The following is a 24,873-nucleotide window of genomic DNA, read 5'->3' as shown; positions in this document are numbered from 1 at the left end:
TCGTCCCGACCGCTCGGATCGTCCCGCCGGGATGAGGTTCCGCCGGACGCCGCTCCCTACGCTCGACAACCAGTCCTGGCGTGAGGAGTGCTCGGTGGGCGCACATCCCGTACTCCGTTACCTGCGGTCGGAGCGGCCGAACCTGCGTGCCGATGTGGTCGCCGGTCTGCCGGGCGCGATCAGCAGCGTGCCGGACGGGATGGCAGCCGCCGTACTGGTCGGAGTGAACCCGATCCACGGCCTGTATGCGAGTTTCGCCGCTCCGATCGCGGGCGGGCTGACCTCGAGTACCCGGCTGATGGTGATCACCACGACCACCGCGGCGGCACTGGCGGCCGGCTCGGCGCTGGAAGGAGTCGATCCCGCGGACCGGCCGGACGCGCTGGTCCTGCTGACGATCATCGCCGGCGTGGCGATGATCGTGGCGGGGATCGCACGACTGGGGCGTTACACGCGGTTCGTGTCGCACTCGGTCATGATCGGCTTCCTGACCGGGATCTCGGCCAACATCTTCTTCGGCCAGATCCCCGACCTCACCGGCGCGAAGGCCACCGGAGAATTCGCGCTGGCCAAGGCGATAGACGTCGTACTCCATCCATCGCGGATCGACGTCGCGTCCCTGCTGACCGGCCTGACGGCCCTCGGAATCCTCGTCGGCCTGTCCCGGACGAGGCTCAGAGCGGTGAGCGCACTGGTCGCGCTGGTTGTCCCGACTGCGATTGTGCTGATCGTCGGTGCCGATTCGGTGGCACGTGTGGAAGACGTCGGGCAGATTCCGAGCGGTGTTCCGTTGCCCCACCTCCCCAGCCTCAGCCTGCTGTCGTTTCCACTGGTGACCGGAGCGCTGGCCGTCGCCGCCATCGTTCTCGTCCAGGGCAGTGGGGTCGCCGAAGCCGCACCCAATCGCGACGGAACCGTTTCCAACCCGAACCAGGATTTCATCGCCCAGGGCGTCGGCAACCTCGCGGCCGGCTTCTTCCGCGGTCAACCGGTCGGCGGCTCAGTCGGCCAGACCGCTCTGAACCAGGCAGTCGGCGGCCGCACCAGGTGGGCGGCGATCTTTTCGGGACTGTGGATGCTGGTCATCCTGGCGGCCTTCTCCGGCGTGGTCGGACTTGTCGCGATGCCCACCCTGGCGGCAGTACTCGTCTTTGCGGCCGCCGGTTCGCTCAGGCCGGGCGAGTTGAAGACGATCCTGCGCACTGGACCGACCTCGCAGATCGCGATCATCTCGACCTTCCTCGCGACGTTGTTCCTTCCGGTCGCCGCCGCCGTCGGGATCGGCGTGACGCTGTCGCTGCTGCTCCAGCTCAACCAAGAAGCGATGGATCTCAAGGTCGTCGAGCTGAAGCCCGCCGGCGAGGGCCGGTGGATCGAGCAGGCGGCACCCCAGTCGCTGACGAGCCATCACACGATCGTGCTCGACGTGTACGGCAGCCTGCTCTATGCGGGTTCCCGCACGCTCGGCGCCCACCTGCCCGACCCGGCCGGCGCCGAGGCACCCGCCGTCGTACTCCGGCTTCGTGGCCGGACAGCCGCCGGTGCGACATTCGTAAAGGTTCTGGCCGACTACGCGGCCGCCCTGCATGCGGTAGGCGGCCGGCTGTACCTCAGCGGCGTGGACCACGGCCTTGCCGAGCTGCTACGTCGTACCGACCGGGTGGACGTATCCGGGCCGGTCCAGGTCTTCGAGGCCAGCGAGCTGGTCGGCGAATCGACCGCGAAGGCCCTCCACGAAGCGGAGACCTGGGCGGTCGACCACCGCGGCGACGCCAAGGATCAGTGAGTCGGAGTTCAGGTCCCTGGAGCGATCGCGCAGGCCGAGACGCAGACCCAGGTGCCTTCGCGCTTCTGGTATGCGTCTGTGTAGAGGGCTTCCTGTTCGGTGCCGCCGGCAACCATCGTGTACGTCCGTTCGTCCGGCGATCTTACTGATCTCGGTAAGACCGCCTCGCGGATCGACGCTGATGAGATGGACGACGACGCTCGGAACTGGAGAGAGGCACGGCTCGATGCAAAACCTGGCACCGGTGATCAACCTGGGACGCCGCGACCGAACGCCCCGCCTGGCGTTCGTCTCCGCGGTGATCGCCCTGATCGCGGTGTTCGCCGCGGTGGGCGCGACAATCCCCTTGTTCAACATCTACCGCGCCGAGGAAGGGTTCACCAACGCCGGCATCTCGTTGACCGTCGTCGCCTACTCCGCTGCGACTCTCAGCACACTCCTGGTGCTGGGACGACTGTCCAATCACGTGGGCCGACGGCCCGTCGCCATCGCCAGCCTGGGACTGCTCGCACTCGCCTGCCTGCTCCTCTTGAACGTGCACGACATCGGCGTCCTGATCGCAGGTCGGCTCCTGATGGGCCTCGGCGCTGGGCTGGCCAGCAGCAGCCTCACGGCGTACATCGTTGACACTGCACCGGCCAGGCCGACCTGGCTGGCGTCAGTTGCTTCCAGCCAGACAGTCATGCTCGGTCTCGCAGTCGGCGCCATCGCCTCCGGTGCCTTGGTCCAGTTCGGCCCGTGGCCGCGCGACCTCATCTACCTGGTTGCCATCGGCCTGCTCTTGTTGTCCGCCGCGCTCGTCGGCATCAGCTCAGAGACCGTGACTCGTACGCCGGGAGGTTGGCGATCGCTGCGCCCCAGCGTTCGCGTACCGGTCCAAGTCAGGCACCTGCTCCCCGTCGCGGCCGCCGTCTTCCTGGCCACGTGGGCGACTGGTGCTTTCTACCAGGCCTTCGTGCCCGCGCTGGTCGCGGATCAACTTCACACCAGGAGCTCGCTCGTCCTCGGGCTGGTGTTCGCCGCGTACATGCTCCCCAGCGCTGTGGGTGCTCCCCTCGGCGGCCGATTCTCACCGGCGGCAGCTCAGCGCATCGGCATGATCGCCTTCCTGGCTGGATGGATCGGCCTGATCACAGCGATCACCACCGGTACGTTGCCGTTGTTCATCGCGGCAACCATCATCGCGGGAGCCGCTCAAGGCATCGCCATCAGCGCCGCAACCCGGGGCCTGCTCTTCGGCAGCACTCTGTCTGACCGGGCACCCACCTTCGCCGTGGTCTATCTCCTCAGCTACAGCGGCGCGACCATTCCCAGCCTCATCTCCGCGCGCCTCACCAACTTCTTCACGGTCCCGGAGATCGCCCGCGGGTACGCCGGACTTGCCCTCGTCGCCACCTTGCTCGCTGCCTTCGCTGCGCGCAACCCGCACGACGGGTAAGTACACGGGGCGGGGCCGACACCAACTCTCGTGAGGAGCCGGCATGCAGCCGGCCCGCGGTCGGGAGGACCAATGAGCGAGGTCAGTCGGGAGTATTACGGCAGTTACAGCGTGGACGACGAGGACCAGCTGCAGTCCTCCGACACGCTCGACGGGCGAGGGGTCGCCGACCTTCTCGACGAAGGCTATTCGCCCCCGGAGAAGTGGTCGGCCGGTGAGGGCTTCGGTACGACGGCAGCCGAGGCATTGCAGGGTGAGACGTTCGAGCAGCGGCTTGCGCAGGAGGATCCGGACATCGACCCTTACGCGACGCCGACGGAGTACGTCGACGGCCCGGAGGTCGGCCGGGATCGCGCCGGTCGCCTCGTGGCCCCGGACGAAGGGTCGCACTTCGATCTCGAGGAAGAGCTCATCGCGGCCGACGCCGGAATCGACGCGGGCGCTGCGAGCGCTGAGGAAGCTGCGATCCACGTTGTGGACGACGAGCCGCTGGAGCTCGACGATGTCAACTGAAGAGCGCACGGCGACGAGAACCCTGATGGAGGACTCCCAGCGCAATCTGACCGTGGTCGAGAACGGCGAGTCGCGAAGGTACGAGCTACTCCTGGCAGGGACGACGGTAGGGACCCTCGACTTCCGTGTCCTCGGGCCGCGGCGCGTATTGGGACACACGGAGATCACAGCCGAGCATCGCGGCCGCGGACTGGGGACGGCCCTGATCAAGGCGATCCTCGACGACCTCATCGCCGAGGAAGTCCGGATCACGAACTACTGCCCTGCGGTTGAGCGGTTCCTCGACGGGCATCCGGAGTACCTCGTGGTCCTCGATCCTTCGCACCCTTCGATCCAGCGCGGCTCCAAACCACTGCAGCACTTGATTCACATCCAGCACTCCAGACTCAGAGAGCTCGCCGCGGGTTCCGAGGACTCGAGCATCGACGGGTTCGACCGGCGCCGGATCGCGGACCAGTTCACTGCCATTGCCGCGCAGCACGCCGCGGCTGTCGCCGATGTCCTGCTCACAGCCGCCAGGACGTCGTCCGGTGAGGACGCCGCGGCCATGCTCGCCAATCTCAAGGAGTTCGAGCAGTCGCTGCGGGTGCTCAAGGGCCGGGCCTACGGCGACGCACGCTTCCTGGACCTCAGCACAGCCGAGACCTGGCGGGAGGCCGAGCGGCTCCTGGCTGAGCACGAGTCGCATGAGAAGAAGATCGTGTCCGGCCTCGAGGCGCTCCACGGTGCCGACGGCGCCGCGGATCTGGCCCGGGCCTTGGCGAAACGGCAGTGGAGCTCGCCGACGAGACCGCACCCCAACTCGCCGCATGCGGGAGTCGCCGGACGAATAGCACGTCACCTGTGGCGCATCGCCGACTCGACCTGGGACGAACTGGAAGGACGAGGACTTCCGACCGAGCCGGTCGAGAACGCGAATCGTCATTCGGCCGTCTCCCATTACTTGTTCGGCACCCCCGACGACCAGTAAGGCCGACGCCCAATCTGCACACATATAAGGGAATCCGGGTCACTCCGACCCGGCTGAGATCGAGGAGAACCTTATGAGTGGGTACTTCGAAGGCCGCAAGATCATCGTGATCGGTGGCAGCAGCGGCATGGGGCGGCAGACCGCGGTGGACGTTGTCGGGCAAGGCGGCAACGCCGTCATCGTCGGGCGTCAGCAGGCGAAGGTCGACGAGACGGTCGCCGAGCTCGGCAAGAAGGGCAAGGCCTGGGGAATCACAGCCGACCTGGCTGATCGCAAGCAGGTGGAGGATGTCCAGGCGCAGCTCGCAGCCGAGCATGCCGATGCGACGCTGCTGGTCAACGCGGCCGGCTTCTTCATCCCCAAGGGCTTCCTCGACTACAGCGAGGAGGACTACGACGCGTACCTGGAGCTGAGCCGGGCGACGTTCTTCCTGACCCAGACCGTCGTACGGGGTATGAAGGCTGCCGGATCTGGCGGTGCGATCGTCAACATCGGCAGCATGTGGGCGCATCAGGCGGTGGCGGCTACACCGGCGACCGCCTACTCGATGGCGAAGGCCGGCCTGCATGCGCTGACCCACAACCTGGCCATGGAACTCGCGGCCGACGGCATTCGCGTCAACGCTGTGGCGCCGGCAGTGGTGGCGACTCCGCTGTACGAGGGCTTCATCCCCGCCGACAAGCTCGAGGCGGCCGTGAAGGAGTTCGACGGCTTCCACCCGCTGGGACGGGTCGGAACAGCCCAGGACATCGCCTCCTCGATCGTCTTCCTCCTCTCCCCCGAGGCCAGCTGGATCACCGGCGCAATTCTCAACGTCGACGGGGGCGTGATGGCCGGCCGCAACTAACGCCGACGAGGCGTTGCCGGCCACCGACTTCACCGGACCGATGGGGCTGTACCTGCAGGGCTACGGGGGCCCTATCGGCAACCGGTTGAGCTCACGCGATCTGCTGCTCCGGTAGGTAGCCGGCGTCTACCAAGGCGTTCCGCAGCTTGCGGCGGGCGTCGAACATCATCTTGTAGATCGCGTTCTGCGTAGCACCGAGCTGATCGGCAAGCACGTCGGTGGGCATCCCGTTCAGCGCCAGGGCGACGAAGACCATCCGCTGCTTCGCCGTCAGCTTCTCATCGACGGCGCGACGTACGGCGCTCAGCAGATCCCGGCTCTCGGCCTGTGCCTCCGGCTCGATCCCGATCCGCGCGGGAAGGCGCTCCCAGTCCTCGTCGTCGAACGCAACACCGGCCCGCTGCCAGAAGTGCCGATTGACCTTGGCCGCCACGTCGAAGATGACGAACTTGTAGGCCCAGGTGGTGAACTTGCAGTCACCCCGGAACGTCTCGACCTTGCCGCTGATCGCCAGTAGGGCATCAGCCGCGGCCTGGTGAGCGATGTCGTCCACCTCGGGGCCTGCGAGCCGCAGTCTGGCCGACCGCCGCCTGACCTCCGCCCTCGCGGCTCGCAGGAGTACGTCGTACAACCGTCGGCACGCAAGCTCGCGCCGGTCCCCAGTGCTACTCAGGTCGCGAACCCAGTCTCGGTTCTCCCGGGCCACCTCCGCAGAGACGACCCGCACTTGCGACAACAACTCGGAACCTTCACTCTTCATCACTATGGACGATACAGTCCATTTCGCACACAGTCCACCCGGCACCAGCCAGGTCCCTTCGCCGCGGACCGCACGGCTGAATAGCCCGCAATACAGGTGATCCGGAGCACATCACCGCAACCGCCGCCACAGAGGCGACCATCGACGTCTGGGTGACTAACTGGTCCAAATGGTCCCATCAGCGCGCCGACGAACACACCGCGATCCGTGCCGAGATCAGGAACCACACCTCGAACGCCCGCGTTCGGGCGTCTCAGGTGGTGGTGCGCCGCGGCAGCACCCAGTTCGGGCGGACGAAGTGGCAGGTGTAGCCGCTCGGGTATTTGATCAGGTAGTCCTGGTGCTCGGGCTCCGCCTCCCAGAACGGCCCCGCGGGCTCGATCGTCGTCACGGCCTTGCCCGGCCAGAGCCCTGACGCATCGACGTCGGCGATCGTCTCGCGAGCGACCTTCTCCTGTTCGGGAGTGAGCGGAAAGATCGCCGAGCGATAGCTTGTGCCAACGTCATTGCCCTGGCGGTCCAGCGTCGACGGGTCGTGGATCTGGAAGAAGAACGCCAGGATGTCACGGTACGTCGTCTGCGCCGGGTCGAAGACGATCTCGACAGCTTCCGCGTGCCCGGGGTGATTGCGGTAGGTCGCATGATCGTTCCGCCCGCCCGTGTACCCGACGCGCGTGGCGAGTACGCCGGGCTGCCGGCGAATGAGGTCCTCCGCACCCCAGAAACACCCGCCGGCCAGGACGGCTGTCTCTGCGCCCGGCGTCTGGGTGACCTGTCCGGTGTCGTTAACTCCGCTGGTCATGATCCGTGCTCCTCTTCTTGGTCTTCCATAGCGATGACAGCAGCCAACAGCCCGTCTGCATCCTCCGCGCACGATTCGCAGGCAGCAAGGTGCGACGCCACTCCTGGGAAGCGCTCGGCAGCATCGGCGCCGGACGCGGCCTGTTCGGCGTACAGATGCAGAACGGCCCTGGCATCGTCACACCCGACGTCATGTGGGTCGGTCGCCAGGAATCGCTCCAGTCCCTCCGGCCACCCCGTCATGACCTTCCACCTCTACCTTTCGGAGCCGAGCGTCAGGGAGCGATCTCGAGCATCGTGATGAGGTCGTCGGCGAGAGTGAAACGGTAGAGGAGGTCGACCACGCCGCCCGGGAAGTCGCCCTCCAGGTGGGTGGTCACCACGTAGCGGTCGTCGTCGAGCTTCTCGACGTGGCTGAGCTCGACCGTGTAGGTGTACTGGCTGGCCTCGTTCTCCCGCCAGCGGTGGATCTCGTCGTGACCGGTGTAGGTCTTGCCGTCGTCGACCACGGTGGCGTTGGTCGCGAAGGCCGCCAGCAGGTCATGCGCATTCGCCTTGTGCTGCGGGTCGGACTCACGAAGGTACTTCGTGATCGCCTGCGGCAGGTGCTTCGCCAGGTCGGCGGCGCTCGGGTCGGGCGGGGTCTGAATGGTCATCAGTGCCTTCCAAGGTGAGGGGCTGAGCCCGAATCTAAGCCATTCCAGGCGTGTCTACGCAGTACATCCCGTGACGTTCGGTGAGCATCACAAGGATCGTGTCGCAGTCCTTGCAACGGGCCACCGTGCCAGGCCCTGACATGTACACCGCCATCTCGGCTACGACCCCGGTGCCGCGACACCCCGGGCACTCGTAGCCCATCGTGGTCATGTCGCGCGCAAAGAGGTCTTGCAGGACGCCTGCCATCGCATTGCCGTCGAGAGGTTCCATGCTCGTCACACCCCTGTCCCGCCGAACCGTTCGGTCCGCCCACGATAGATCAGCAACCCGCGCGAGCGTGCCGAGCAGAGCAGCCGAACGGGTACGAGGTCGTCGTCCCAGACGAGATGGCCGCCGACCGGTCCACGGAACTCGAGCTCGTCGAGGGGCGTGTACGGCGTCGGGCCGGCCGACAGCACCGGAAAATCCCGCGTGACGTACTGCCCGGGCGGCACTCGCGACGAATCCGCGGCACGACGGCCGACGAACCCCCTGGTGACACCCATCAGGCCTTCCAGCGGCGGCAACGGCACCGAGTTAGCAACAGATTCCTAGCCATACATCCTCCGTGTCACAACCACCGCAGGATCTTTCCTCAGCCGGCTTCGTCGAGGGTTGTGTGGGTCGACCTGTGTGAATCGTCGATGTCGAGTACGCCGACGAGGAAGGCGATCACGGTCTCGGCGAACAGGCTTGCCTCCGCCGTTCGGGCGTCGTTCATCTCCTCGGACTGAATCCGAGATCGGAACAGGAACCCGTCGAGCATCGCCTGCAGCGCGAGGCCGACTCGCTCGATCGTCCACCCCGGCCTGAGCTGGAGCCGGAGCGCCGCGAGGAGTACGGCGTACCCCTCGAGCCATGGCTCGCGAGTGCGAGCGATGTCCTCGATGATCGCCGTTCTCAGGTCGGGATACCGGTCGAGGAGAGGTCCGATGTGGTGCAGCAGGTAGGAGCGCGGCCTGGCCAGCAACGACTGCAGGAGCCCGTCGCACAGCTCCGCCACCGAGACCGCCAGGCTCCCCGCGGTGGCGTCGGCCGGCAGGTTCGCCACCTGCAGCGCCGGGTTCGACTCGGGCGCGTCGTGGTACAGCATCGTGTGGATGATCGCCGCCTTGACGAACGTGTTGCGGTCGGGCCAGCGATTGCGGAAGGCCTTCTCGCTCGCTCCGTCACCGTGGCGCTCCTGCGCGAGGCCGACCACATCGCTGACGCGCATCCACTCGAGCGCGGCCGGAAAGTGAATGCCGCGGAGCCGATGCGGACGTTCCCGGATCGTGTCGTCGAACATCGCGTCGATCAGTTCGGCGGCCGCGTCCAGGAAGTATCGGGCGCTCTCGTCGTCTCGTGCTGCCGGTGGCCGTGGCGTCATCTCGAAGTCCTCCCCCCGCCAGTACATCGGGCAGAACAATCGTCACGTTACGTGGCGATCTGTAGGGAGGCAGTTGTCCGCCCTTACGCCGCAGCCGGTGGACGACGTGGAACAGGTCGCTTAGCGTGATCAAACTGCCGCGCGTCCGACGGCATCGCCGAGAGGGGGATCGAACGCGCGGCAGTTCGTCGTGGGGATGATGGGACGCTGAGTACTCCGTCAAGCGGTTGGCCGGTCGTGCTCGTGCACGGATGGCCGGTCACCGAGCTGCACTGGCAAGACCTGCTGCCGTTCCTGCGTCGCAGCGGTTTCGCGCCGGTCCCGGTCACACTGCCCGGGCTAGGCAGGCCGGCGGGGAGCACAACCAGTTTCAGGAAGAGCGACCTTGCCGCCCTCCTCGGCAACGAGCTCAGCGAGCGTGGGCTCACGCGATTCTCGCTGGTCGGCCATGACTGGGGTGGCACGGTCGCGCTTCTCCTGGCCGCAGCTATGCCCGAAGCGGTGAACGCGATCGTGATCGAGGAAGAGATCCTCCCCGGCATTGACGTCGACATCCCCGTGCCAGGCGCCGCGCACTACCCGTCCTGGCACGGGCCGTTCAACCGCGAATCCGGCCTCGCCGAGCAACTCGTCCCCGGACGCGAACACGCCTACTACGGCACCTTCCTCCGCCAGAGCGCCGGTCCGGCCGGGTTGGATGCGGAGACAGTGCGCTCATACATCGACGCCTACACGACGCACGACGTTCTCGCAGCCGGGCTCGGCTACTACCGAACCAGGGCCGACGACATCACCGACGTCCAACGCCTCCAACAGAACCCGATCCACACGCCGGTCCTCGCGATCGGCGGACGCTACGCAATCGGCACCGCCGTCGCCGACGGCCTCCGCACGCTGGCAACAGATGTCACCGGCCTAGTCCTGGAACACTCCGGCCACTACCCCGCCGAACAAGAACCCGAACCCACAGCCCAAGCCATCACCGACTTCCTCCAACAACACCACGCGGGAATTGAGTAACGTCGCGCGGGCCAATCCGACAGCCACTACGTCCCCTCCCCCATGGCCTCGATGAATTTCTTGATGCGGGGAAGTTGTCCGGGGTCGATGGTGTGGCCGCCGGAGAACGGGAGCAGCTGTACGTCGGCGTCTCGTCGGCGTAGTTGCTCGGCCAGCCTGCTCGTCTGCGTGGGCGTGGCCATCGGATCGGTGTCGCCGTTGACGATGAGCACCCGTTTGCCGGTCAGAGCATGGTCTCGAGGCTCGTCCTCCGCGAAGGGGACCATCGCGGCCAGCAGCACCGCGCCGGCGAGCGACTCAGGGTGGCGTAGGAGCAGCGCGGACGCCATATTGGCTCCGTTGGAGAAGCCGACCGCCATCCAGGAACCAGCTGGTACGTCGTACTTCGCTTCCGCGGCGGTGAGGAAGGCGGCCAACTCGTCGGCGCGCAGCCGGATGTCGTCCTCGTCGAACACGCCCTCGCGGAGCCGCCGGAAGAACCGAGCCATCCCCTGCTCCGAGACCGTCCCGCGCGGCGACAGTACGGGGGCGTCGGGCGCGAGGTGCTCGCGCAGTACAAGGAGATCATGCTCGTCACCGCCTGTGCCATGCAGCAACAGGAGCGGCGGCGTGGACGTGCCCGCCTGCCAGATGTGCGGGCGACGGAGCGGGTCCTCGCTCATCAGCCGGACTTCGGGGCTGGCGGCACGCGCAGTGACGGCAACGTGTTCTGGATCTGTTCGCGGTTCGGTTCGAGCCACGGCGGAAGCTTCAGGTGCTGGCCGAGCTCGAGCAGCGGTTCGTCGACGGTGAAACCCGGTTGGTCGGTCGCGATCTCCAGGAGAACGCCGCCCGGTTCGCGGAAGTAGATGGAGGTGAAGTACTGCCGGTCGAGGATCTCGGTGACCTGTACGCCGGCCTCGATCAGCTCGAGACGCCACTTCGCCTGGGTCTCGCCGTCAGGTGCGCGGAACGCGATGTGGTGAACCGTTCCAGCCGCCTGTACTCCGCGATTCTCATTGCTCGGCCGGACATCCACCGCCGTACCTTCGGCTGCGCCGGACATCACGAAGCGTGTCCCGTCTTTGGTGTCCTGGCCGTGCTGCATCCCCAGCAGGCCGTCGAGCATCTCGGCCGTCGGGTCTAGCAGCTGCTCCGTCATCGTGACCGAGAAAAGGCCGCGGATCGCGCTGTCGAACGGTATGGCCGCGACGCCGTCCCAACCGGACCGGCTGTCACCGTCGGAGGCCACCAGCTCGATCACCAGGCCGTCGGGATCGCGCAGCCTCAGTACCTCCTCATCACCGGCGGCGACGGGATCGTCTGCGTCGACGCCGAGGGTCTGGAGCCGCTGCTGCCACCAACCGAGCGACTCCGGTGGAACGCTGAACGCGGTCGCTGTTGTCAGACCGGTGCCCTGTTTGCCGTTCGGCGCTCCGGGCCACGGGAAGAACGTCAAGAGGGTCGACGGCCGGCCCGAGGCATCTCCGTAGTACAGGTGATAGGTGCTCGGGGCGTCGAAGTTAACGGTCCGCTTGACCAGCCGCAACCCGAGCACCGTCGTGTAGAAGTCGACGTTGCGCTGCGGATCCTCCGCGATAGCAGTCACGTGATGCAGTCCGTGCGGTGCAACCGACTCAACCATGACAATCCCTCCCGTTTTCGACACTACGACGTCAGAGCCGGCCGGAGTAGATGCTCCGGCCGGCTCTTTGGTGGGGCTATCAACGGGCGGCTCGTTCGATCACGGTGGTTACTGCTGCGGGCTGTGACAGTGCGACCAGGTGGGAAGCGCCGGGGATCTCGGTGATGGTGGCGTGTGCTCGCTTGGCCATGAAGCGTTCGGCGGCGGGGGCGATGGCGTGGTCACCGGTCGGGATCACGGCGTACTTCGGAAGCGTGGCCGGAGCGGTCTCGGCGACCGGCTCGTCGAACGCCGAGGCGGCGATCGGACGCTCAGCGGCTACGAACACGTTTGCCTGACGGACGGGCAGGTCAGCGGCGAACACGGCGCGGGAGTTTTCCGGCTTGATCCCGAGGTCGAGTCCACCGGGGTAGCTGATCGGCACAAGCTGCGGGCCGAGTTCGCTGCCCGGGAACTGCGAGTTCAGCGCACCCAGCGTCTCGCCGGCCTGCGGGATGAACGCGGCGACGTAGACCAGCGACTTCACATCGGCTGTGTCGGCCAGCTCACTGACCAGCGCGCCGCCGTAGGAGTGCCCGACGAGGACCTTCGGGCCGGGGATGGTGGCGAGTACGCCGCTCAGGTACGACGTGTCGGCGGCGATTCCGCGGAGTGGCACCGCGGGAGCGACGACTGTGTAGCCGTCGTGCTGGAGCCGTCCGGTCACCTCCGACCAGGTGGAACCGTCGGCGAACGCACCGTGCAGGAGCACGATGGTCGGCTTTGCCTGGGTCGAAGCCGCTTGGGTGGGCGACGACTGCGCGGCCTGCGCGGTGGTCGCGCCGCCGGCCAGCAGCGCGGTGCCGAGCGCTGCGAGGATCAGGTTTCTTGCCTTGGGCATCAAGTTCTTCATGGTGGTCAGACCTCGGTCCTGGTGGTGGTGATGGGGGTGGTGGTCGGGATGTTGCGGGCCTCGATGGCCCGGACGGTGTTGTCGAACGCCTTGCGGATCACGCTCTTGCCGCCGAGGGCGAAGAGCGTCGCGATCAGATGACCCTTGAGGTTCTTGCCTTCGCGGACGATCACGACGTCGATCGTGGTCGAGCCGTCGGCGTGCTCAGTGAGGGTGTAGGAGTGTCCGGACGCGCCGCCCCAGACGTTGGAGTCGGTGGTCGTGAGGACGACGTGGTGCAGGTTGGACCAGTTGTAGTGGAGGCGCTCCCACACGCCGCCCGATCCTTCGGTGACGTCGGCGAAGCCGGGTCCCTGGTCGTGCACCTTCAGGTAGTCGTCGGCGCTGTTCGCGAACAGCTGCGCCCGACCGGGCCCGAAGTCGGTCAGCGCCGCGACGAACTGCGCGGGCGTCGAGGTGGTGGTCTCGCTGAAGCGGATGGTGGTCATTGCGTCTTCCTTTGGCTAGGAGCCTTTCGATGACTCCACATTCCGCCACAGGTTGATGCATCACCCCAGGGGAAACCACTGGTGCACCGCCCAGTCCCCAGGTCAGCTCGAGGCTTTCACCCCAGTCACAACGCCGTACGGCGCGAACCCGCGCGTACACCAGTGGGTTCACTGGTGTGAGGTGGGGTGGCCAGGGGGCACCGTGGTTGATGACAACGGCCGGCGAGAGAGATCTCGACGGCGACCTCGCAATCCGGCTGTGAAGGAGACGACCTCATGAGACTCAACCGTGACGGCCTGACGCCGGTCGGAGCGATTGCGCGCGGTCTCCTGGCCGGCGCGGTCGGGACGATCGCCATGGATGCGTTGCTTTACTTCCGCTACCGCAAGGGCGGCGGCAACGGCGGATTCCCGCGCTGGGAGTTCTCCGCCGACATCCACAGCTGGGACCAGGCGCCCGCACCTGCGCAGGTCGGGAGACGTCTGTACGACGGTCTGCTGCAGCGCGAGTTGCCCGACGACCGGGCCGCGCTGGTCAACAACATCATGCACTGGGGCTACGGCATCGCCAACGCGGCCGTGTACGGCGTGCTCGCCGGCTCGCTACGGACTCCGCGGGTCTGGTACGGCATACCGTTCGGCGCCGGCGTCTGGGCGTCGGGGTACGTCGTACTGCCCGCCGCCAAGCTCTACGAGCCGATCTGGAAGTACGACCGCGTGACCCTCGCGAAGGACCTCAGCGCACACCTCGTCTACGGCCTGACCACGGCCGCCGCCTTCAGGCTCGCCCGCCGGTTCCGGCTCTGACTACTGCCCGGCACGGCCAGGGAGGTAGGCGTCGGATGAAGCCGGCGTTCAGGTCAGGCTCTCGAGCCTCTGCCGTGCGGTGGTCAGACTGCGCAGCTCATGAAACTCCGCGACCAGCATCTTCGCGGCGACATCGTCGGCCGGGCGGTGACGCAGTACCTCGACCGCCCGCCGCAACGCCGCGCCCGCCTCCTGCAGCGGGTCTTCCGCGCTCATCGCCACCGGCCGCCTCCCTCTCGTCAGCATCACTCACGGCGCAAGGCCTGTTACCCCACCAGACAACACGCCCCCACGCAAGCAGTTGACCAGAATTGCGACTACACCAGCCCCCGCAGCCGCTGCTTGGCGCCGCGTTCGACGAACAGCGGCACAAAGTCGCGGATCGGCACCTCCTCGAACTCGGGGCGGGCCTCGCTCACTACCTGAGCCACTTTGTCCACTGCGACGTCGGGAAACGCCTTGGCGAGCCGATCGACAACCTCACCGATTGCACGGTCCTCATCCGCACTGTTCATACCTCCACGATGAGCGCCGACCATCCCATGCACAACCCTGTGCAACATTCAACTGTGCGTCACCGCCGGCATCATTCGGTGAGGAACAGGCCCCTGCCCGGGCTGACCCGTCGGTCTGGTGTTATGCCAGTCGGCGGGTGTTGGCGACCGGACGGGGCGGTGGATGCGATGGCGGTGGGGCGAGCGTTGCCTACTCAGGACGAGGTGCTCGGGTACTTCGAGGCGTTGTCCAACTGGGGGCGGTGGGGCGACGACGACGAACTGGGCACGCTGAACCACATCACCGACGACGTTCGGTTGGCGGCGGCTCGGAGTGTGCGGCACGGGCGGAGTGTTTCTTGTGCGTGGGAGGTTGCCGTACCGGAGGAGATGGAGCGGGCGACGACGTCGTGTCCGTGCTTCGCTGACCTGCCGGGTGCTGAGAGCATGCCGTTGCCCGGATTTCGCAACGACCGGCACTGGGGCTACTCGAACGAGCGGCTCGGCATCCTCTTCCACGGCAACACCATCACCCACCTCGACTCACCCTGCCACATCTTCTGGGACGGCCAGATGTACAACGGGCGGTCGCACTCGCTGGTCGACGCCACGACGGGATCGGCCTGGGCGGCAGTCACAGCGGCGGCGAACGGGATCGTCACTCGCGGGGTCCTGCTGGACATCGCGAAGGTGCGCGATGTGCCGTGGCTGGAGGCGGGCCAGGGCGTCTATCCAGAGGATCTCGAGGAGGCCGAGCGTCGCCAGGGTGTGCGAGTGCGGCCCGGCGACGCGGTCCTACTGCGGACCGGCTACGGCCGTGCCCGGCACGAGGCCGGGCCGACCAGCGATTTCACCCAGGCCGGCTGGCACGCGTCCTGCCTGCCGTGGCTGCAGGAACGCGAGGTCGCGCTGATCGGCGCCGACACCCCTCAGGACGTCCAGCCGTCGGGGTACGACGACCTGGCGATGCCCGTTCACACCGTCGGCCTCGCGGCGATGGGCCTGTGGCTCCTCGACAACTGCGACCTCGAGGCGTGCGCGGCCACGGCCGCCGAGCTCGGCCAGTGGGACTTCCACCTCGCCGTCGCGCCGGTCCGCTTCGCCGGCACCTCCGGCAGCCCGGTCAACCCGATCGCCACTTTCTGACCACTACAAGCGGCGACCCAGCCGCCGTATGGCCCATAGCACGGTGAGGGTGCTCAGCTTGCTCTCAGCAACTGTCGTCGACACTGGGGCGATGCGGGTGTTGATTGTCGAGGACGAGGTTCCCCTGGCCGAGACGGTTCGGCATGGGCTGACGGAGGACGGCTTCGTGGTGGAGGTTGTTCACAACGGTGAAGACGCCGTGTGGGCTGCCACCGAGAACACGTACGACGTCATCGTGCTGGACATCATGTTGCCCAAGCTCAACGGCTACAAGGTGCTCGAACAGATCCGGGAACGCGGCGTCTGGGCGCCGGTGCTGATGCTGACCGCCAAGGACGGTGAGTACGACCAGACCGACGCGTTCGACCTCGGAGCCGACGACTACCTCACCAAGCCGTTCAGTTTTCTGATCCTGGTCGCCCGCCTCCGCGCGCTGATCCGGCGTGGCGCCCCGGAACGACCGGTCGTCATGACAGCCGGCGACCTCGTCCTGGATCCGGTCAAGCGACGCGTGGAGCGCGCCGGCCAGGAGGTCATGCTGACGCCGCGCGAGTACGGCCTGCTCGCGTATCTGATGCGTCACCGGGGCGAGACGGTCAGCAAGACCCAGATCCTGGAGAACGTCTGGGACCCGGCGTTCGACGGCGACCCGAACGTCGTCGAGGTCTACATCCGCTATCTCCGCCTGAAACTCGATGCCCCGTTCGGCCGGAACGCCTTCGAGACCATCCGCGGCATGGGCTACCGTCTCGATGCGGATGGCGGCTGACGCACCTCAGCGACCCTGGTCGAGTACGCCGCAAGATGCTGGGCGAGGACGTTCTTCCAGGTCATCGCCGGATCGGTCTGCCGGTTGAAGGACTGGATCCTCGACAACTTCGCCCGGTCGCTCAGCAGGGCGGCTGCGGTCGCCGCCATCTCGGAGTCGCTGTGAACCAACTTGCCCTCGATTCCCGGCCGGACGAACTCTCCAACTCCACCCGAAGCCATCGCCACCACCGCAAGACCGGCGCATCGGGCTTCGAGTGCTGCCACTCCGAACGACTCGAGCTCGGCCGGCGCAAGGTACACGTCCGCCGACGCGTACAGCTGCTGGATCTCGAAGCGGGTCAGCCGCCCCGGCAGGTCGACCCAGCCGTCGAGACCACGCCGCCGTACAGCTCGAGCGGCGGCGGCCGTCTGTGGTCCATCGCCGATGACGACGGCGCGAAGCTGAACAGCTGAGGGCACCGCCGCGCGGATCTGCTCCAGTATCCGCAAGGTCGCCAACGGCCGCTTGCGGCGCACCAGCCTCATCGTGCTAACGATCGTCAGGGTGTGATCGGTACGACGGAATTGGCGCCACATAGCCGGATCCACGCCGTTGTGCAGTACGCCGATCGCCCGACCGGGAAGCAGATTCCGCAGTACGTCCGCGACCGCCTCGCTGACAGCGGTCCACTGCGCGTCGCCGACATACCGGTCGATACGCGCCAACGGCCAAGGAGTCGATGCACTAGGCAACGAGTGCAACGTCAGGAACGGACGGTGGGCCAGCCGCGCGGCCTGCCAGGCCAGTGGTGACACCAACGAACTGTGGCAATGCACGACATCGAAGGCCGGCAACGAGGACCGCAGCCGATCGACCGCGGCCCGGAGCGGCAGGCCGCCGAACGCAGGCAACCGCACGACCGGGACCTGACCCGCCGGCGCCGGTCCGTCGGTGATCGTGAACACGGTCACCTCATGGCCGGCACGGATCAGCTGGACGGCGAGATCGTGGACCTGGAGCTCGATCCCGCCGAGCCGCGGGAGGTAGCAGTCGCTGACGAGCGCGATCCTCATCCGGCCAGTGCCTCCAGCCGTTCAGGACCGGTACGCCGCCGCCCGAGCCACGACCAGACGGCCAGCATCACGCCGCCGACCGGGATCTCCATCAGGTAGGTGAACCCGCGGAACAACAGCATCCCCGCCGCAACGCCGGCCGGATCGCCACCGAGCGCGACCAGCGCAGCAGTCGTCCCGACCTCGACGACACCGGCGCTGCCCGGCGTGATCGGCACCAAGGTCAACAGGCGTTCCACCGCGAGCGCAGTGAAGAGAACGGGTACGCCGAGAGGAACGTGCAACGCCTGAAAGCAGAACCACAACAGGGCGAGCTGCAGGGCCAGGTATGCCAGCATGCCGACAGTCATCGGCTGCCATCCGCTGCGTATCAGCCGGAGGATCAGTCGTCGCAACGCCGGCAGCCGCTCCTCGAGCCGAGTCCTGACCACCTTGTCGAGAAGGCGTCCGACGGCAACGGCCGCACGCTCGTCGGCAAGGATCCAGATCCCTCCAGCGACAACGATCGGCACCGGCAGGAACAGTAGGCTCGCCGAGCCGAAAGCCGAACCGCTGTGCAAGATCGGCACGAGTCCCAACGCCAGCGCGATCACACCGAGCTTGGACGCGACGTTCAGCAACGTGGTCACGGCGAGGAACCCGCCGAACGAACTCGAGCTGAAGCCCCATCGCCGGACCATCGTGAAGTTCAGCGCCGTACCCGCCGCACCACCGAGTGGGAGCACGTTCGCCACCGCGCTTCCGGTCAAGCTCAGCGTCAGTCCACGCCGCTTCGTCAGTCCTGGCAGGGACGCGGCCAGGACGAACGAATGTGCCCACAGCCCGGCGATCCACACAATCGCCAGCAGCGCCAACGATCCTGGCGAGACGCGGCCGATCACCGCTCCGACCTCGGTCCAGGTCGCGCCGACCGCTCGTGGCAGCAGGACCACCAATGCGGCTGTGATCAATCCACTCAGGATGGAGGTCACCAGCCTCCGCCGTCGCGCGCGGTCCATCCTCACTCCAGGCCGCTGTTCGATGTGCCTCACCGCTCCCAGAGTGGTGTCCCAGCGCTGAGAGGGTGCTGAGAGCAACTAGCCCCGTCACGATCGACGTGTCAGGCTCGTAGCGTGGCCGGACCTTTCACCCTCGTGGCCTTCCACGCGCACCCGGACGACGAGGCCCTGCTGATGGGCGGGACCTTGGCGCGGCTCGCTGCGGAAGGGCATCGCGTCGTACTCGCGGTCGCTACCGACGGCGAGGCCGGCGCGGCGGCCGAGGCCTACCGGACAGGTGGCGCACTGGCGGCGAACCGGCGCAGTGAGCTGGATCGATCAGCTGCAGCGCTGGGTTGTGCGCGGGTGGTGCGCTTCGGCTTCAAGGACTCCGGATCGTCCGGCCCACCGACCGAAGGCGGCTTCAGCACGCTCGCCGTCGAGGAGGCGGCCGAGCCGTTGATCCGGCTGCTGCGGGAAGAGCAGGCGGACGCCCTGACCATCTACGACCCGGCCGGTGGCTACGGCCATCCGGACCACCGGCAGGTACACGCGGTGGGTACGTATGCAGCAGCTCGGGCCGGCACGTCATTGGTGCTCGAGGCAACGATCGACCGCCGCTTGATCCGGCGACTGATCCGCGTTGTGGAGGTGATCCCCGGCGTACTGCCCGACGTCTCCGCGGCGGCCTACGATCACGCCTACTCCCCCAGCACCGCGATCACACACCGGGTCGACGTACGTCGTTATCTGCGGCAGAAACGCGCGTCGTTCGAGGCGCACGCCAGCCAGGCGAGCTCCGACGACGGAGCACGCACCTTGGCGCTGCTGCTCAGATTGCCGCGGTGGCTGTTCGCGTCGATGCTCGGCCGGGAGTGGTACGTCGAACGCGGGCGCCGGCCGGGCAAGCCGCTGGACGACGTCTTCGCATCGCTGCGTTGATCAAGTCTCTCAGCCGACACTCAGCAACTGTCCAGCACACTGGGCAGAGGCAGAGGGGATGGAGCTCCAGTTGGCCGTGCTGCGCAACGCGATCTCGAGGCTGCGTCGCGCCAGCGTTCGGAGTAGATCGACCGCGGCGGCGGTCGTCGTCGTCGCGGTAGCAATGGCCCTGGGCGCGAGCCTGCTTCTGCTCCTGCTGCAGCGAGCTCTCATCACCACGGTCTCCGACGCTGCGGACGGACGGGCGGGCGACGTTGCCGCGCAGGTGTCGGCAGAAGGTATCGCGGCGCTCAGCATCGATCTCGCCAAGACGACGCGAGCGAGTCAGATCGTGCAGGTGCTGGACAGCTCCGGACAGGTCGTCGCCGGATCGTCGGCCAGGGCCGAGTCGACAGCGCTCACGCAGCTCAGACCCGCTGCCGACACCGTCCAGCGTGCAGAGGTCGGCGAGATGCCGCTGCTGGACGACGATCACGATTTCCTCATCGTCGCGCGTGGCGTCGAGTACGGCGGCCGGACCTATACCGTCGTCGTCGCATCGTCGGTCGCGACCCAGCGGGCGACGGTTGCCACCGTGACGGAGTACCTGGCGATCGGCTTCCCTGCACTGCTGATCGTGGTCGCCGCGGCGGGCTGGATGCTCACCGGCCGCGCGTTGGGGCCGGTCGAGCGGATCCGTAGGCGGGTGCAGGGCATCGAGTCCAGCGACCTCACCGAGCGGGTGCCGGTGCCGCAGACAGACGACGAGATCGCCCGGCTGGCCGCGACCATGAACGCGATGCTCGATCGGCTGCAGACCGGCCAGGCCACCCAGCGCGCCTTCGTCGCCGATGCCAGCCACGAACTCAGATCTCCCCTCGCGACTGTCGCCGCAGGCCTGGATGTGCTCGAGCCCTCGGCGCGCGGGCAGGCCTGGGAGGAACTCCACCGGTTGATGAAGGGCGAGGCGGAGCGGATGCGCAGGCTCGTCGAGAACCTGCTCCTACTCGCGAAGGCCGACGACGCGGCGTTGCCGATGCACCGCACCGACGTCGATCTGGACGACCTGGTCGACACCGAGATCCTGCGACTGCGGGAAGCGAAGCGCCTCAAGGTGCTGGCCGACGTACAGCCGGTGCGGGTCGTCGGAGATCCACTCCGGTTGAGTCAGATGATCCGCAACCTGGTCGAGAACGCCGCGACGGCTGCGCACAGCACGGTACGACTCAGCACGAGCGAGCGCGACGGCACAGCCATCGTCACCGTCGAGGACGACGGCGACGGGATCCCCGCAAGCGATCGTCAACGGGTCTTCGAGCGCTTCGTCCGCCTGGACACCAGCCGCGCCCGAGCCAGTGGAGGCTCCGGCCTCGGCCTCTCGATCGTCCAGGAAATCATCAAGGCCCACCATGGCAGCGTCACCCTGACCGCTCCCTCCACCGGCGGCACAACAGCCACCGTGACGCTACCGTTGCCCTGAACACCCGAAGGCTGTGAGTCAGTTGTCACGACGAATGTTGCTCGGTCTGGTGGTGACCGTTCTCGGGACGATCGCTTTCGCCGTACAAGCCGATGCCGCCATTGAAGGTGACGGGCTTGCGGCCTTCGACCCGGGGCTGACCGAGAACTTCATCGAGCACCGCACCGCAATCCTCAGCCAGGTTGCGCAGACAATCACCTTCTTCGGCAGCGTGCCTGTACTCACCGCTCTCACCGTGCTTGTCTGCGCGCTGCTCAGGATCCTGACCCGACGCTGGCGGCCGACCGTCATCCTGGCCGTCGGTATGGCCGGTGCGGCTAGCCTCACCTACGGACTCAAGGTCCTGATCGGCCGTCACCGGCCGGACTCGAGCCTCGTGATCGGCACCATCGACACCGGCTTCTCGTTCCCGTCGGGCCACACCCTCAGCTCCACGGTGTTCTTCGTGCTGCTCGCCGCGCTGCTCTGGTACTCGAACTTCTCCCGGAAGGTCAAGATCGCCGGTGCGATCGTGGCGGTGGTGCTGAGCATCGCGATGGGACTCAGTCGTGTCTACCTCGGATACCACTGGGCGACCGACGTCCTGGCCGGATGGACCGTGGCGCTGACCTGGCTATGTCTGATCGGGACCGCGATCCACGCGATCGACACCCGTCAGAGTTGAAGCTGGGGTCGCGCTATTCAGTGAACTTCTCGTGGGCGGCCATGGCCGCGCCTACGATGCCGGCGTTGTTGAGGAGTTGGGCGGGCTTCACCGGGGTCGAGAGTTCGAGCAGTGGCACCCACTTGTCGGCGTTCTTGCTGACGCCGCCGCCGACCACGAACAGGTCGGGTGTGAACAGGTTCTCGACGTGGCGAAGGTATCGCTGCACCCGCTTGGCCCACTGTTTGTACGACAGCTCCTCATTGTCCTTCGCCGCCGAGGAGGCCTTCGTCTCCGCGTCATGCCCGTCCAGCTCGAGGTGACCGAGCTCGGTGTTCGGCACGAGCTGACCGTCGAGCAGCAGCGCGCTGCCGATACCGGTGCCGAACGTGAGCAGGATGACCACGCCGTTGACGCCCTTGGCCGCGCCGAAGCGGGCCTCGGCGATGCCGGCCGCGTCCGCATCGTTCAGCACAGTCACGTCGCAGTGGGTGGCGTCGGTGAGGACCTTGTCGACGTCGGTCCCGATCCAGCTCTTGTCGACGTTCGCGGCAGTCTTGGCCACCCCGTGCTGGATGACGGCCGGGAACGTCGCACCCAGCTCACCGGTCCACCCGGCCTCCTTGACGAGCCGGGCCACGACCTCGGCCACAGACTCCGGAGTAGACGGGCTGGGCGTCAGGTACTTCACCCGCTCCCTGGCCAGGTCGCCCTTCTCCAGGTCGACGACGGCACCCTTGATCCCGCTGCCGCCGATGTCGATCCCGAAAGCGGTCGAAGTCTTCATGCTGGGCACCTGATCTCTCCCGTCACCCGCCACTGACACGTATCGACCGTACAGGCTTGCCGGGCTGGGTTAGTTGTGGCCCAGGAAGATCGGGTTGGTCAAGGCGGCCATGGCGCCGAAGGTGAGCGACGGGTCCATCGAGGTGTGGCCAGGCGTGCCGTCGGCGAGCGGATTGCGGACCTCGGCGCGGACAAACGCGGCCGCCTGCGGAGTGGTCAGCCAGGTGACGGTCCCGGCTCCGCTGCCGTCCAGGCTGCTCTGCAGCATCTGACCTTCATCCGTCAGGATCCGGACCGTGCCGTTGGGTACGCCGCTGACCCGCAGGCTCACCGTGACCTGCTCGCGAGCCTGCGCCGACAGACGCTCACCGATCCCAGCCTTCCGCCCGTACGCCGAGGTCGCCGTGAACTCGAGGTCGACGCCGGCCGACCCGGCGATCCACGACCGCCCCGCCCGCAGCCCGGCGAGGACCGCGTCCTTGGTCAGGTCATCCGCGAGTACGACGTTGTGCGGCAGGCCGATCACGTTGCCGGGGTTGTGCGCGTCACTGTTGCCCATCGCCGGCAGCCAGCGCTTCTTCTCCCGTACCGCGGCGGCCAGCAGGTTCGCCCAGGTGGAGACCGCGGCATCGTCGTCCCAGCCCCACGGGCCGGTCCACACCTCGGTAGCGTCGAGTCCCTCGAAGCCGAACTTCCACTCGCTGGCGATCCACGGGCAGTACAGGTGGGCCGAGACGCACAAGCCACCTGCCTTGTGGACCTGCTGCTGGATCCGGTCGAAGACGCCGTCGCGCGCCCGGAACCGCCAATCCACCCACTGGCCCGGCTTCGTACCGAGGGCGAGCCAGTGGCCGTTGCGCGTCGTGACCTCCTCGCCCGTCACGATCAGCAGGTCGTCACCGGCGTACGGACCCCAGGCGCCGTGCGAGGCGTTGGTGTTGTGATCGGTGGACACGATGAAGTCCAACCCGGCCGCGCGGGCGCCGGCGGCTACGTCAGCCGGCAGGTTGCGGCCGTCGGAGTACACGGTGTGCAGGTGGCAGTCGCCGCGGTACCAGTCCCGGCCGCGTCCCTTCGCCCTGGTCGGCGGGTACGCCGGGACGTACTTCGCGCCGGCATCGCCGTACGTGAGCGTGACCTCGACGTGGTAGTCCATGCCCTGCGGGGCCACCTGGTACGGGCCGAGGACGATGTGCCACGTTCCGGGCATCACGTCGCCGGGCAGATATCCGGGGGTGGCTTCGGTGCGGCTGATGCTGAACTCGGTGCGGAATCCGCCGGACCAGCCGCGGAACCCGGGCCCGCTGAAGTCGAAGCCGCGGGCGTCGAAGATGCCGATGTCGCAGGAGTTCCCCGGCGTACCGGCCGGAACCGCCGGCTTGGAGTAGCTGTAGCTGACCGAGATCTGCTGAACGCCGCGCGGGACGTTGACCGGGAGGTAGACGAAGTCAGTCGGGCCTGGTGCGATCTGCCCGTCGACCACCTGGGTCTTGGTTCCGGTGGCTGCAGCCGCGAAACTCATCGGCGCCAGCGCGATGATCGTGCCGGTGCCTGCTGCGGCCAGCAGGCCTCTCCTGGTGATGGCGGTCATGGCAACGTCGGTCATGAGGGAAACCAAGCACTCCACAGCATCCGGCAGGCAACGTCTACGTGACCGCCGTCCAAACCCCCGGCCCGCTCACCACTCCGGTGGTATTAATGACATGTTTCAACTACTTGGTCCGATCGCCTCTGGAGGCACAAGTTGAGCAACGCCGACATCGTCATCACCGCGCTCCGCACCGGCTACGAACGGCTCGCGGAGCTGGTGACGAACTTCGACGAGGACGCGCTGGCCGGCCCGTCGGCGGCCGCCGAGTGGGACATCGCGCAGGTCCTGAGTCACCTCGGCAGCGGCGCGGAGATCATGACCAACACGGTGCAGCTCACTCTCGACGGCAAGCCCGCCGCCGACAGCGACTTCAACCAGAACGTCTGGGCCCGCTGGGACTCGTCATCGCGCCAGGAGCAGGCTGCCGGCTTCCTCGTCTGGAACGAGAAGCTCACGACACTGTTCGAGTCGCTGAGCGACGACCAGCGCGACAACCTCCGCATCGAGCTGGGCTACCTGCCGGCGCCCGCCGACGTGGCGACGGTCGCCCGGATGCGCCTGAGCGAGCTCACCTATCACTCGTGGGATGTCCGCAGCGCGTCCGACCCGAGCGCGACGCTCGACGCCGACGCCGTACCGCAGATGTTCCAGAACACCACCGACCTCAGCTGGATCACCAAGCCGGCCAACCTCAACGGCCAGCAGGCCGTGCTGACCGTCGCCACCACCGATCCGGCAACAGAGTTCTCGCTCCGCCTTGACGACCCGGTCAGCATCGACCCGAATCCCGCGGACCGGGCTGACCTGGCCGACGGCTCGCTGACCCTGCCCGCAGAGTCCTGGCTACGACTGATCGCGGGCCGCCTCGCCCCGGACCACACCCCGTCCACCCTCGAGCTCACCGGCCCGGTCAGCCTGTCTACCCTCCGCGAGGTCTTCCCGGGCTACTGACCTCCGTAGCGGTCCAGGTCGCGGGAAGCGGGGTTGGGGAGGATCTTGC

At 67.2% G+C, this 24,873-nt stretch carries 30 protein-coding genes; 13 read left to right on the top strand and 17 right to left on the bottom strand.

Features of this window, described 5'->3' with window-relative positions:
* Window positions 1–94: 94 nt before the first annotated feature.
* The 5 genes from EV645_RS31595 (at window position 95) to EV645_RS31570 (ending at window position 5,554) form a co-directional block, all read left to right on the top strand.
* Window positions 95–1,786 carry a SulP family inorganic anion transporter gene (locus EV645_RS31595; protein ID WP_198681978.1) on the top strand — a complete coding sequence of 564 codons (1,692 nt, stop codon included), beginning with the start codon at window positions 95–97 and terminating at the stop codon, window positions 1,784–1,786.
* 226 nt (window positions 1,787–2,012) lie between these two features.
* Window positions 2,013–3,224, top strand: coding sequence for an MFS transporter (locus EV645_RS31585; RefSeq protein ID WP_130447697.1), 1,212 nt, complete (start codon window positions 2,013–2,015; stop codon window positions 3,222–3,224).
* 72 nt (window positions 3,225–3,296) lie between these two features.
* On the top strand, window positions 3,297–3,737 hold the full coding sequence (locus EV645_RS31580) for a DUF5709 domain-containing protein (RefSeq protein ID WP_130447696.1): 441 nt from the start codon (window positions 3,297–3,299) through the stop codon (window positions 3,735–3,737).
* A complete protein-coding gene (locus EV645_RS31575; RefSeq protein WP_130447695.1) occupies window positions 3,727–4,707 on the top strand; it encodes a GNAT family N-acetyltransferase in 981 nt (326 codons plus the stop codon). Before EV645_RS31580 ends, EV645_RS31575 begins: the two co-directional genes overlap by 11 nt.
* A gap of 73 nt (window positions 4,708–4,780) precedes the next feature.
* A complete protein-coding gene (locus EV645_RS31570) occupies window positions 4,781–5,554 on the top strand; it encodes an SDR family NAD(P)-dependent oxidoreductase (RefSeq protein ID WP_130447694.1) in 774 nt (257 codons plus the stop codon).
* A gap of 91 nt (window positions 5,555–5,645) precedes the next feature.
* Here the strand turns inward: EV645_RS31570 and EV645_RS31565 are convergent, their stop codons facing one another.
* From EV645_RS31565 to EV645_RS31540, 7 genes are all read right to left on the bottom strand, one after another.
* Window positions 5,646–6,314 (bottom strand): sigma-70 family RNA polymerase sigma factor, encoded by a 669-nt coding sequence (locus EV645_RS31565; protein ID WP_130447693.1) that lies wholly within the window; start codon window positions 6,312–6,314, stop codon window positions 5,646–5,648.
* A gap of 253 nt (window positions 6,315–6,567) precedes the next feature.
* Window positions 6,568–7,116 carry a peptide-methionine (S)-S-oxide reductase MsrA gene (gene msrA, locus EV645_RS31560; protein WP_130447692.1) on the bottom strand — a complete coding sequence of 183 codons (549 nt, stop codon included), beginning with the start codon at window positions 7,114–7,116 and terminating at the stop codon, window positions 6,568–6,570.
* Window positions 7,113–7,358 carry a hypothetical protein gene (locus EV645_RS31555; RefSeq protein ID WP_130447691.1) on the bottom strand — a complete coding sequence of 82 codons (246 nt, stop codon included), beginning with the start codon at window positions 7,356–7,358 and terminating at the stop codon, window positions 7,113–7,115. The genes msrA and EV645_RS31555 overlap by 4 nt, the downstream gene beginning before the upstream one ends.
* Before the next feature lie 32 nt (window positions 7,359–7,390).
* On the bottom strand, window positions 7,391–7,771 hold the full coding sequence (locus EV645_RS31550; RefSeq protein ID WP_130447690.1) for a nuclear transport factor 2 family protein: 381 nt from the start codon (window positions 7,769–7,771) through the stop codon (window positions 7,391–7,393).
* Window positions 7,772–7,805: 34 nt separating this feature from the next.
* Window positions 7,806–8,042: a DUF6510 family protein gene (locus EV645_RS43440; protein WP_422386651.1), complete on the bottom strand. Its 237-nt coding sequence runs from the start codon at window positions 8,040–8,042 to the stop codon at window positions 7,806–7,808.
* Window positions 8,043–8,047: 5 nt separating this feature from the next.
* Entirely contained in the window at window positions 8,048–8,317 is a 270-nt protein-coding gene (locus tag EV645_RS42395) for a hypothetical protein (RefSeq protein ID WP_198681977.1), read from the bottom strand.
* 89 nt (window positions 8,318–8,406) lie between these two features.
* Entirely contained in the window at window positions 8,407–9,180 is a 774-nt protein-coding gene (locus EV645_RS31540; protein WP_130447689.1) for a hypothetical protein, read from the bottom strand.
* A gap of 237 nt (window positions 9,181–9,417) precedes the next feature.
* On the opposite strand from EV645_RS31540, the gene EV645_RS31535 reads away from it, so the two are divergent.
* Window positions 9,418–10,200 carry an alpha/beta fold hydrolase gene (locus tag EV645_RS31535; RefSeq protein WP_198681976.1) on the top strand — a complete coding sequence of 261 codons (783 nt, stop codon included), beginning with the start codon at window positions 9,418–9,420 and terminating at the stop codon, window positions 10,198–10,200.
* 26 nt (window positions 10,201–10,226) lie between these two features.
* Here EV645_RS31535 and EV645_RS31530 read toward each other — a convergent pair whose 3' ends face one another.
* The 4 genes from EV645_RS31530 to EV645_RS31515 all read right to left on the bottom strand — a co-directional run bounded on the left by EV645_RS31530 (window position 10,227) and on the right by EV645_RS31515 (window position 13,204).
* The gene (locus EV645_RS31530; protein ID WP_130447687.1) at window positions 10,227–10,862 is read right to left on the bottom strand and encodes an alpha/beta hydrolase; all 636 of its coding nucleotides are present in this window, start codon (window positions 10,860–10,862) and stop codon (window positions 10,227–10,229) included.
* A complete protein-coding gene (locus EV645_RS31525) occupies window positions 10,862–11,824 on the bottom strand; it encodes a ring-cleaving dioxygenase (RefSeq protein ID WP_130447686.1) in 963 nt (320 codons plus the stop codon). Before EV645_RS31525 ends, EV645_RS31530 begins: the two co-directional genes overlap by 1 nt.
* Before the next feature lie 79 nt (window positions 11,825–11,903).
* Window positions 11,904–12,716: an alpha/beta fold hydrolase gene (locus EV645_RS31520; RefSeq protein WP_130447685.1), complete on the bottom strand. Its 813-nt coding sequence runs from the start codon at window positions 12,714–12,716 to the stop codon at window positions 11,904–11,906.
* Window positions 12,717–12,721: 5 nt separating this feature from the next.
* Complete coding sequence (locus EV645_RS31515) at window positions 12,722–13,204, bottom strand: hypothetical protein (RefSeq protein ID WP_130447684.1); 483 nt, start codon at window positions 13,202–13,204, stop codon at window positions 12,722–12,724.
* Window positions 13,205–13,480: 276 nt separating this feature from the next.
* On the opposite strand from EV645_RS31515, the gene EV645_RS31510 reads away from it, so the two are divergent.
* A complete protein-coding gene (locus EV645_RS31510) occupies window positions 13,481–14,011 on the top strand; it encodes a DUF1440 domain-containing protein (RefSeq protein WP_130447683.1) in 531 nt (176 codons plus the stop codon).
* A 48-nt stretch (window positions 14,012–14,059) separates the two neighbouring features.
* Here the strand turns inward: EV645_RS31510 and EV645_RS41975 are convergent, their stop codons facing one another.
* Entirely contained in the window at window positions 14,060–14,227 is a 168-nt protein-coding gene (locus tag EV645_RS41975) for a hypothetical protein (protein WP_157997195.1), read from the bottom strand.
* A gap of 101 nt (window positions 14,228–14,328) precedes the next feature.
* Window positions 14,329–14,526, bottom strand: coding sequence for a three-helix bundle dimerization domain-containing protein (locus tag EV645_RS31505; protein ID WP_130447682.1), 198 nt, complete (start codon window positions 14,524–14,526; stop codon window positions 14,329–14,331).
* Between the two features lie 168 nt (window positions 14,527–14,694).
* Between EV645_RS31505 and EV645_RS31500 the strand changes: the two genes are divergently transcribed.
* Window positions 14,695–15,651 (top strand): cyclase family protein, encoded by a 957-nt coding sequence (locus EV645_RS31500; RefSeq protein ID WP_198681975.1) that lies wholly within the window; start codon window positions 14,695–14,697, stop codon window positions 15,649–15,651.
* Window positions 15,652–15,742: 91 nt separating this feature from the next.
* Window positions 15,743–16,420 (top strand): response regulator transcription factor, encoded by a 678-nt coding sequence (locus tag EV645_RS31495; RefSeq protein WP_130447681.1) that lies wholly within the window; start codon window positions 15,743–15,745, stop codon window positions 16,418–16,420.
* Here the strand turns inward: EV645_RS31495 and EV645_RS31490 are convergent.
* Window positions 16,393–17,475 carry a glycosyltransferase family 4 protein gene (locus EV645_RS31490; protein WP_130447680.1) on the bottom strand — a complete coding sequence of 361 codons (1,083 nt, stop codon included), beginning with the start codon at window positions 17,473–17,475 and terminating at the stop codon, window positions 16,393–16,395. The two genes, EV645_RS31495 and EV645_RS31490, sit on opposite strands and share 28 nt — an antisense overlap.
* Window positions 17,472–18,446: a lysylphosphatidylglycerol synthase transmembrane domain-containing protein gene (locus tag EV645_RS31485; RefSeq protein ID WP_157997194.1), complete on the bottom strand. Its 975-nt coding sequence runs from the start codon at window positions 18,444–18,446 to the stop codon at window positions 17,472–17,474. The genes EV645_RS31490 and EV645_RS31485 overlap by 4 nt, the downstream gene beginning before the upstream one ends.
* A gap of 141 nt (window positions 18,447–18,587) precedes the next feature.
* On the opposite strand from EV645_RS31485, the gene EV645_RS31480 reads away from it, so the two are divergent.
* The 3 genes from EV645_RS31480 to EV645_RS31470 are packed head-to-tail and all read left to right on the top strand — an operon-like array spanning window position 18,588 to window position 21,517.
* Entirely contained in the window at window positions 18,588–19,394 is an 807-nt protein-coding gene (locus EV645_RS31480; RefSeq protein ID WP_242000783.1) for a PIG-L deacetylase family protein, read from the top strand.
* A 58-nt stretch (window positions 19,395–19,452) separates the two neighbouring features.
* Window positions 19,453–20,853 carry a sensor histidine kinase gene (locus EV645_RS31475; protein ID WP_130447678.1) on the top strand — a complete coding sequence of 467 codons (1,401 nt, stop codon included), beginning with the start codon at window positions 19,453–19,455 and terminating at the stop codon, window positions 20,851–20,853.
* Between the two features lie 22 nt (window positions 20,854–20,875).
* Complete coding sequence (locus EV645_RS31470) at window positions 20,876–21,517, top strand: phosphatase PAP2 family protein (protein ID WP_198681974.1); 642 nt, start codon at window positions 20,876–20,878, stop codon at window positions 21,515–21,517.
* A gap of 13 nt (window positions 21,518–21,530) precedes the next feature.
* Here EV645_RS31470 and ppgK read toward each other — a convergent pair whose 3' ends face one another.
* Window positions 21,531–22,283 (bottom strand): polyphosphate--glucose phosphotransferase, encoded by a 753-nt coding sequence (gene ppgK / locus EV645_RS31465; protein WP_130447676.1) that lies wholly within the window; start codon window positions 22,281–22,283, stop codon window positions 21,531–21,533.
* A 69-nt stretch (window positions 22,284–22,352) separates the two neighbouring features.
* Complete coding sequence (locus EV645_RS31460; protein ID WP_198681973.1) at window positions 22,353–23,888, bottom strand: CehA/McbA family metallohydrolase; 1,536 nt, start codon at window positions 23,886–23,888, stop codon at window positions 22,353–22,355.
* Between the two features lie 138 nt (window positions 23,889–24,026).
* Here EV645_RS31460 and EV645_RS31455 point away from each other — a divergent pair, with 138 nt between their 5' ends.
* Window positions 24,027–24,824, top strand: a complete 798-nt coding sequence (locus tag EV645_RS31455; RefSeq protein ID WP_130447675.1) for a maleylpyruvate isomerase family mycothiol-dependent enzyme — start codon at window positions 24,027–24,029, stop codon at window positions 24,822–24,824.
* Window positions 24,825–24,873 lie beyond the last annotated feature (49 nt).

The organism is Kribbella rubisoli (genome assembly GCF_004217145.1).
Taxonomy (GTDB): Bacteria; Actinomycetota; Actinomycetes; order Propionibacteriales; family Kribbellaceae; genus Kribbella; species Kribbella rubisoli.
This window is presented reverse-complemented; position numbering and strand designations above follow the sequence as displayed.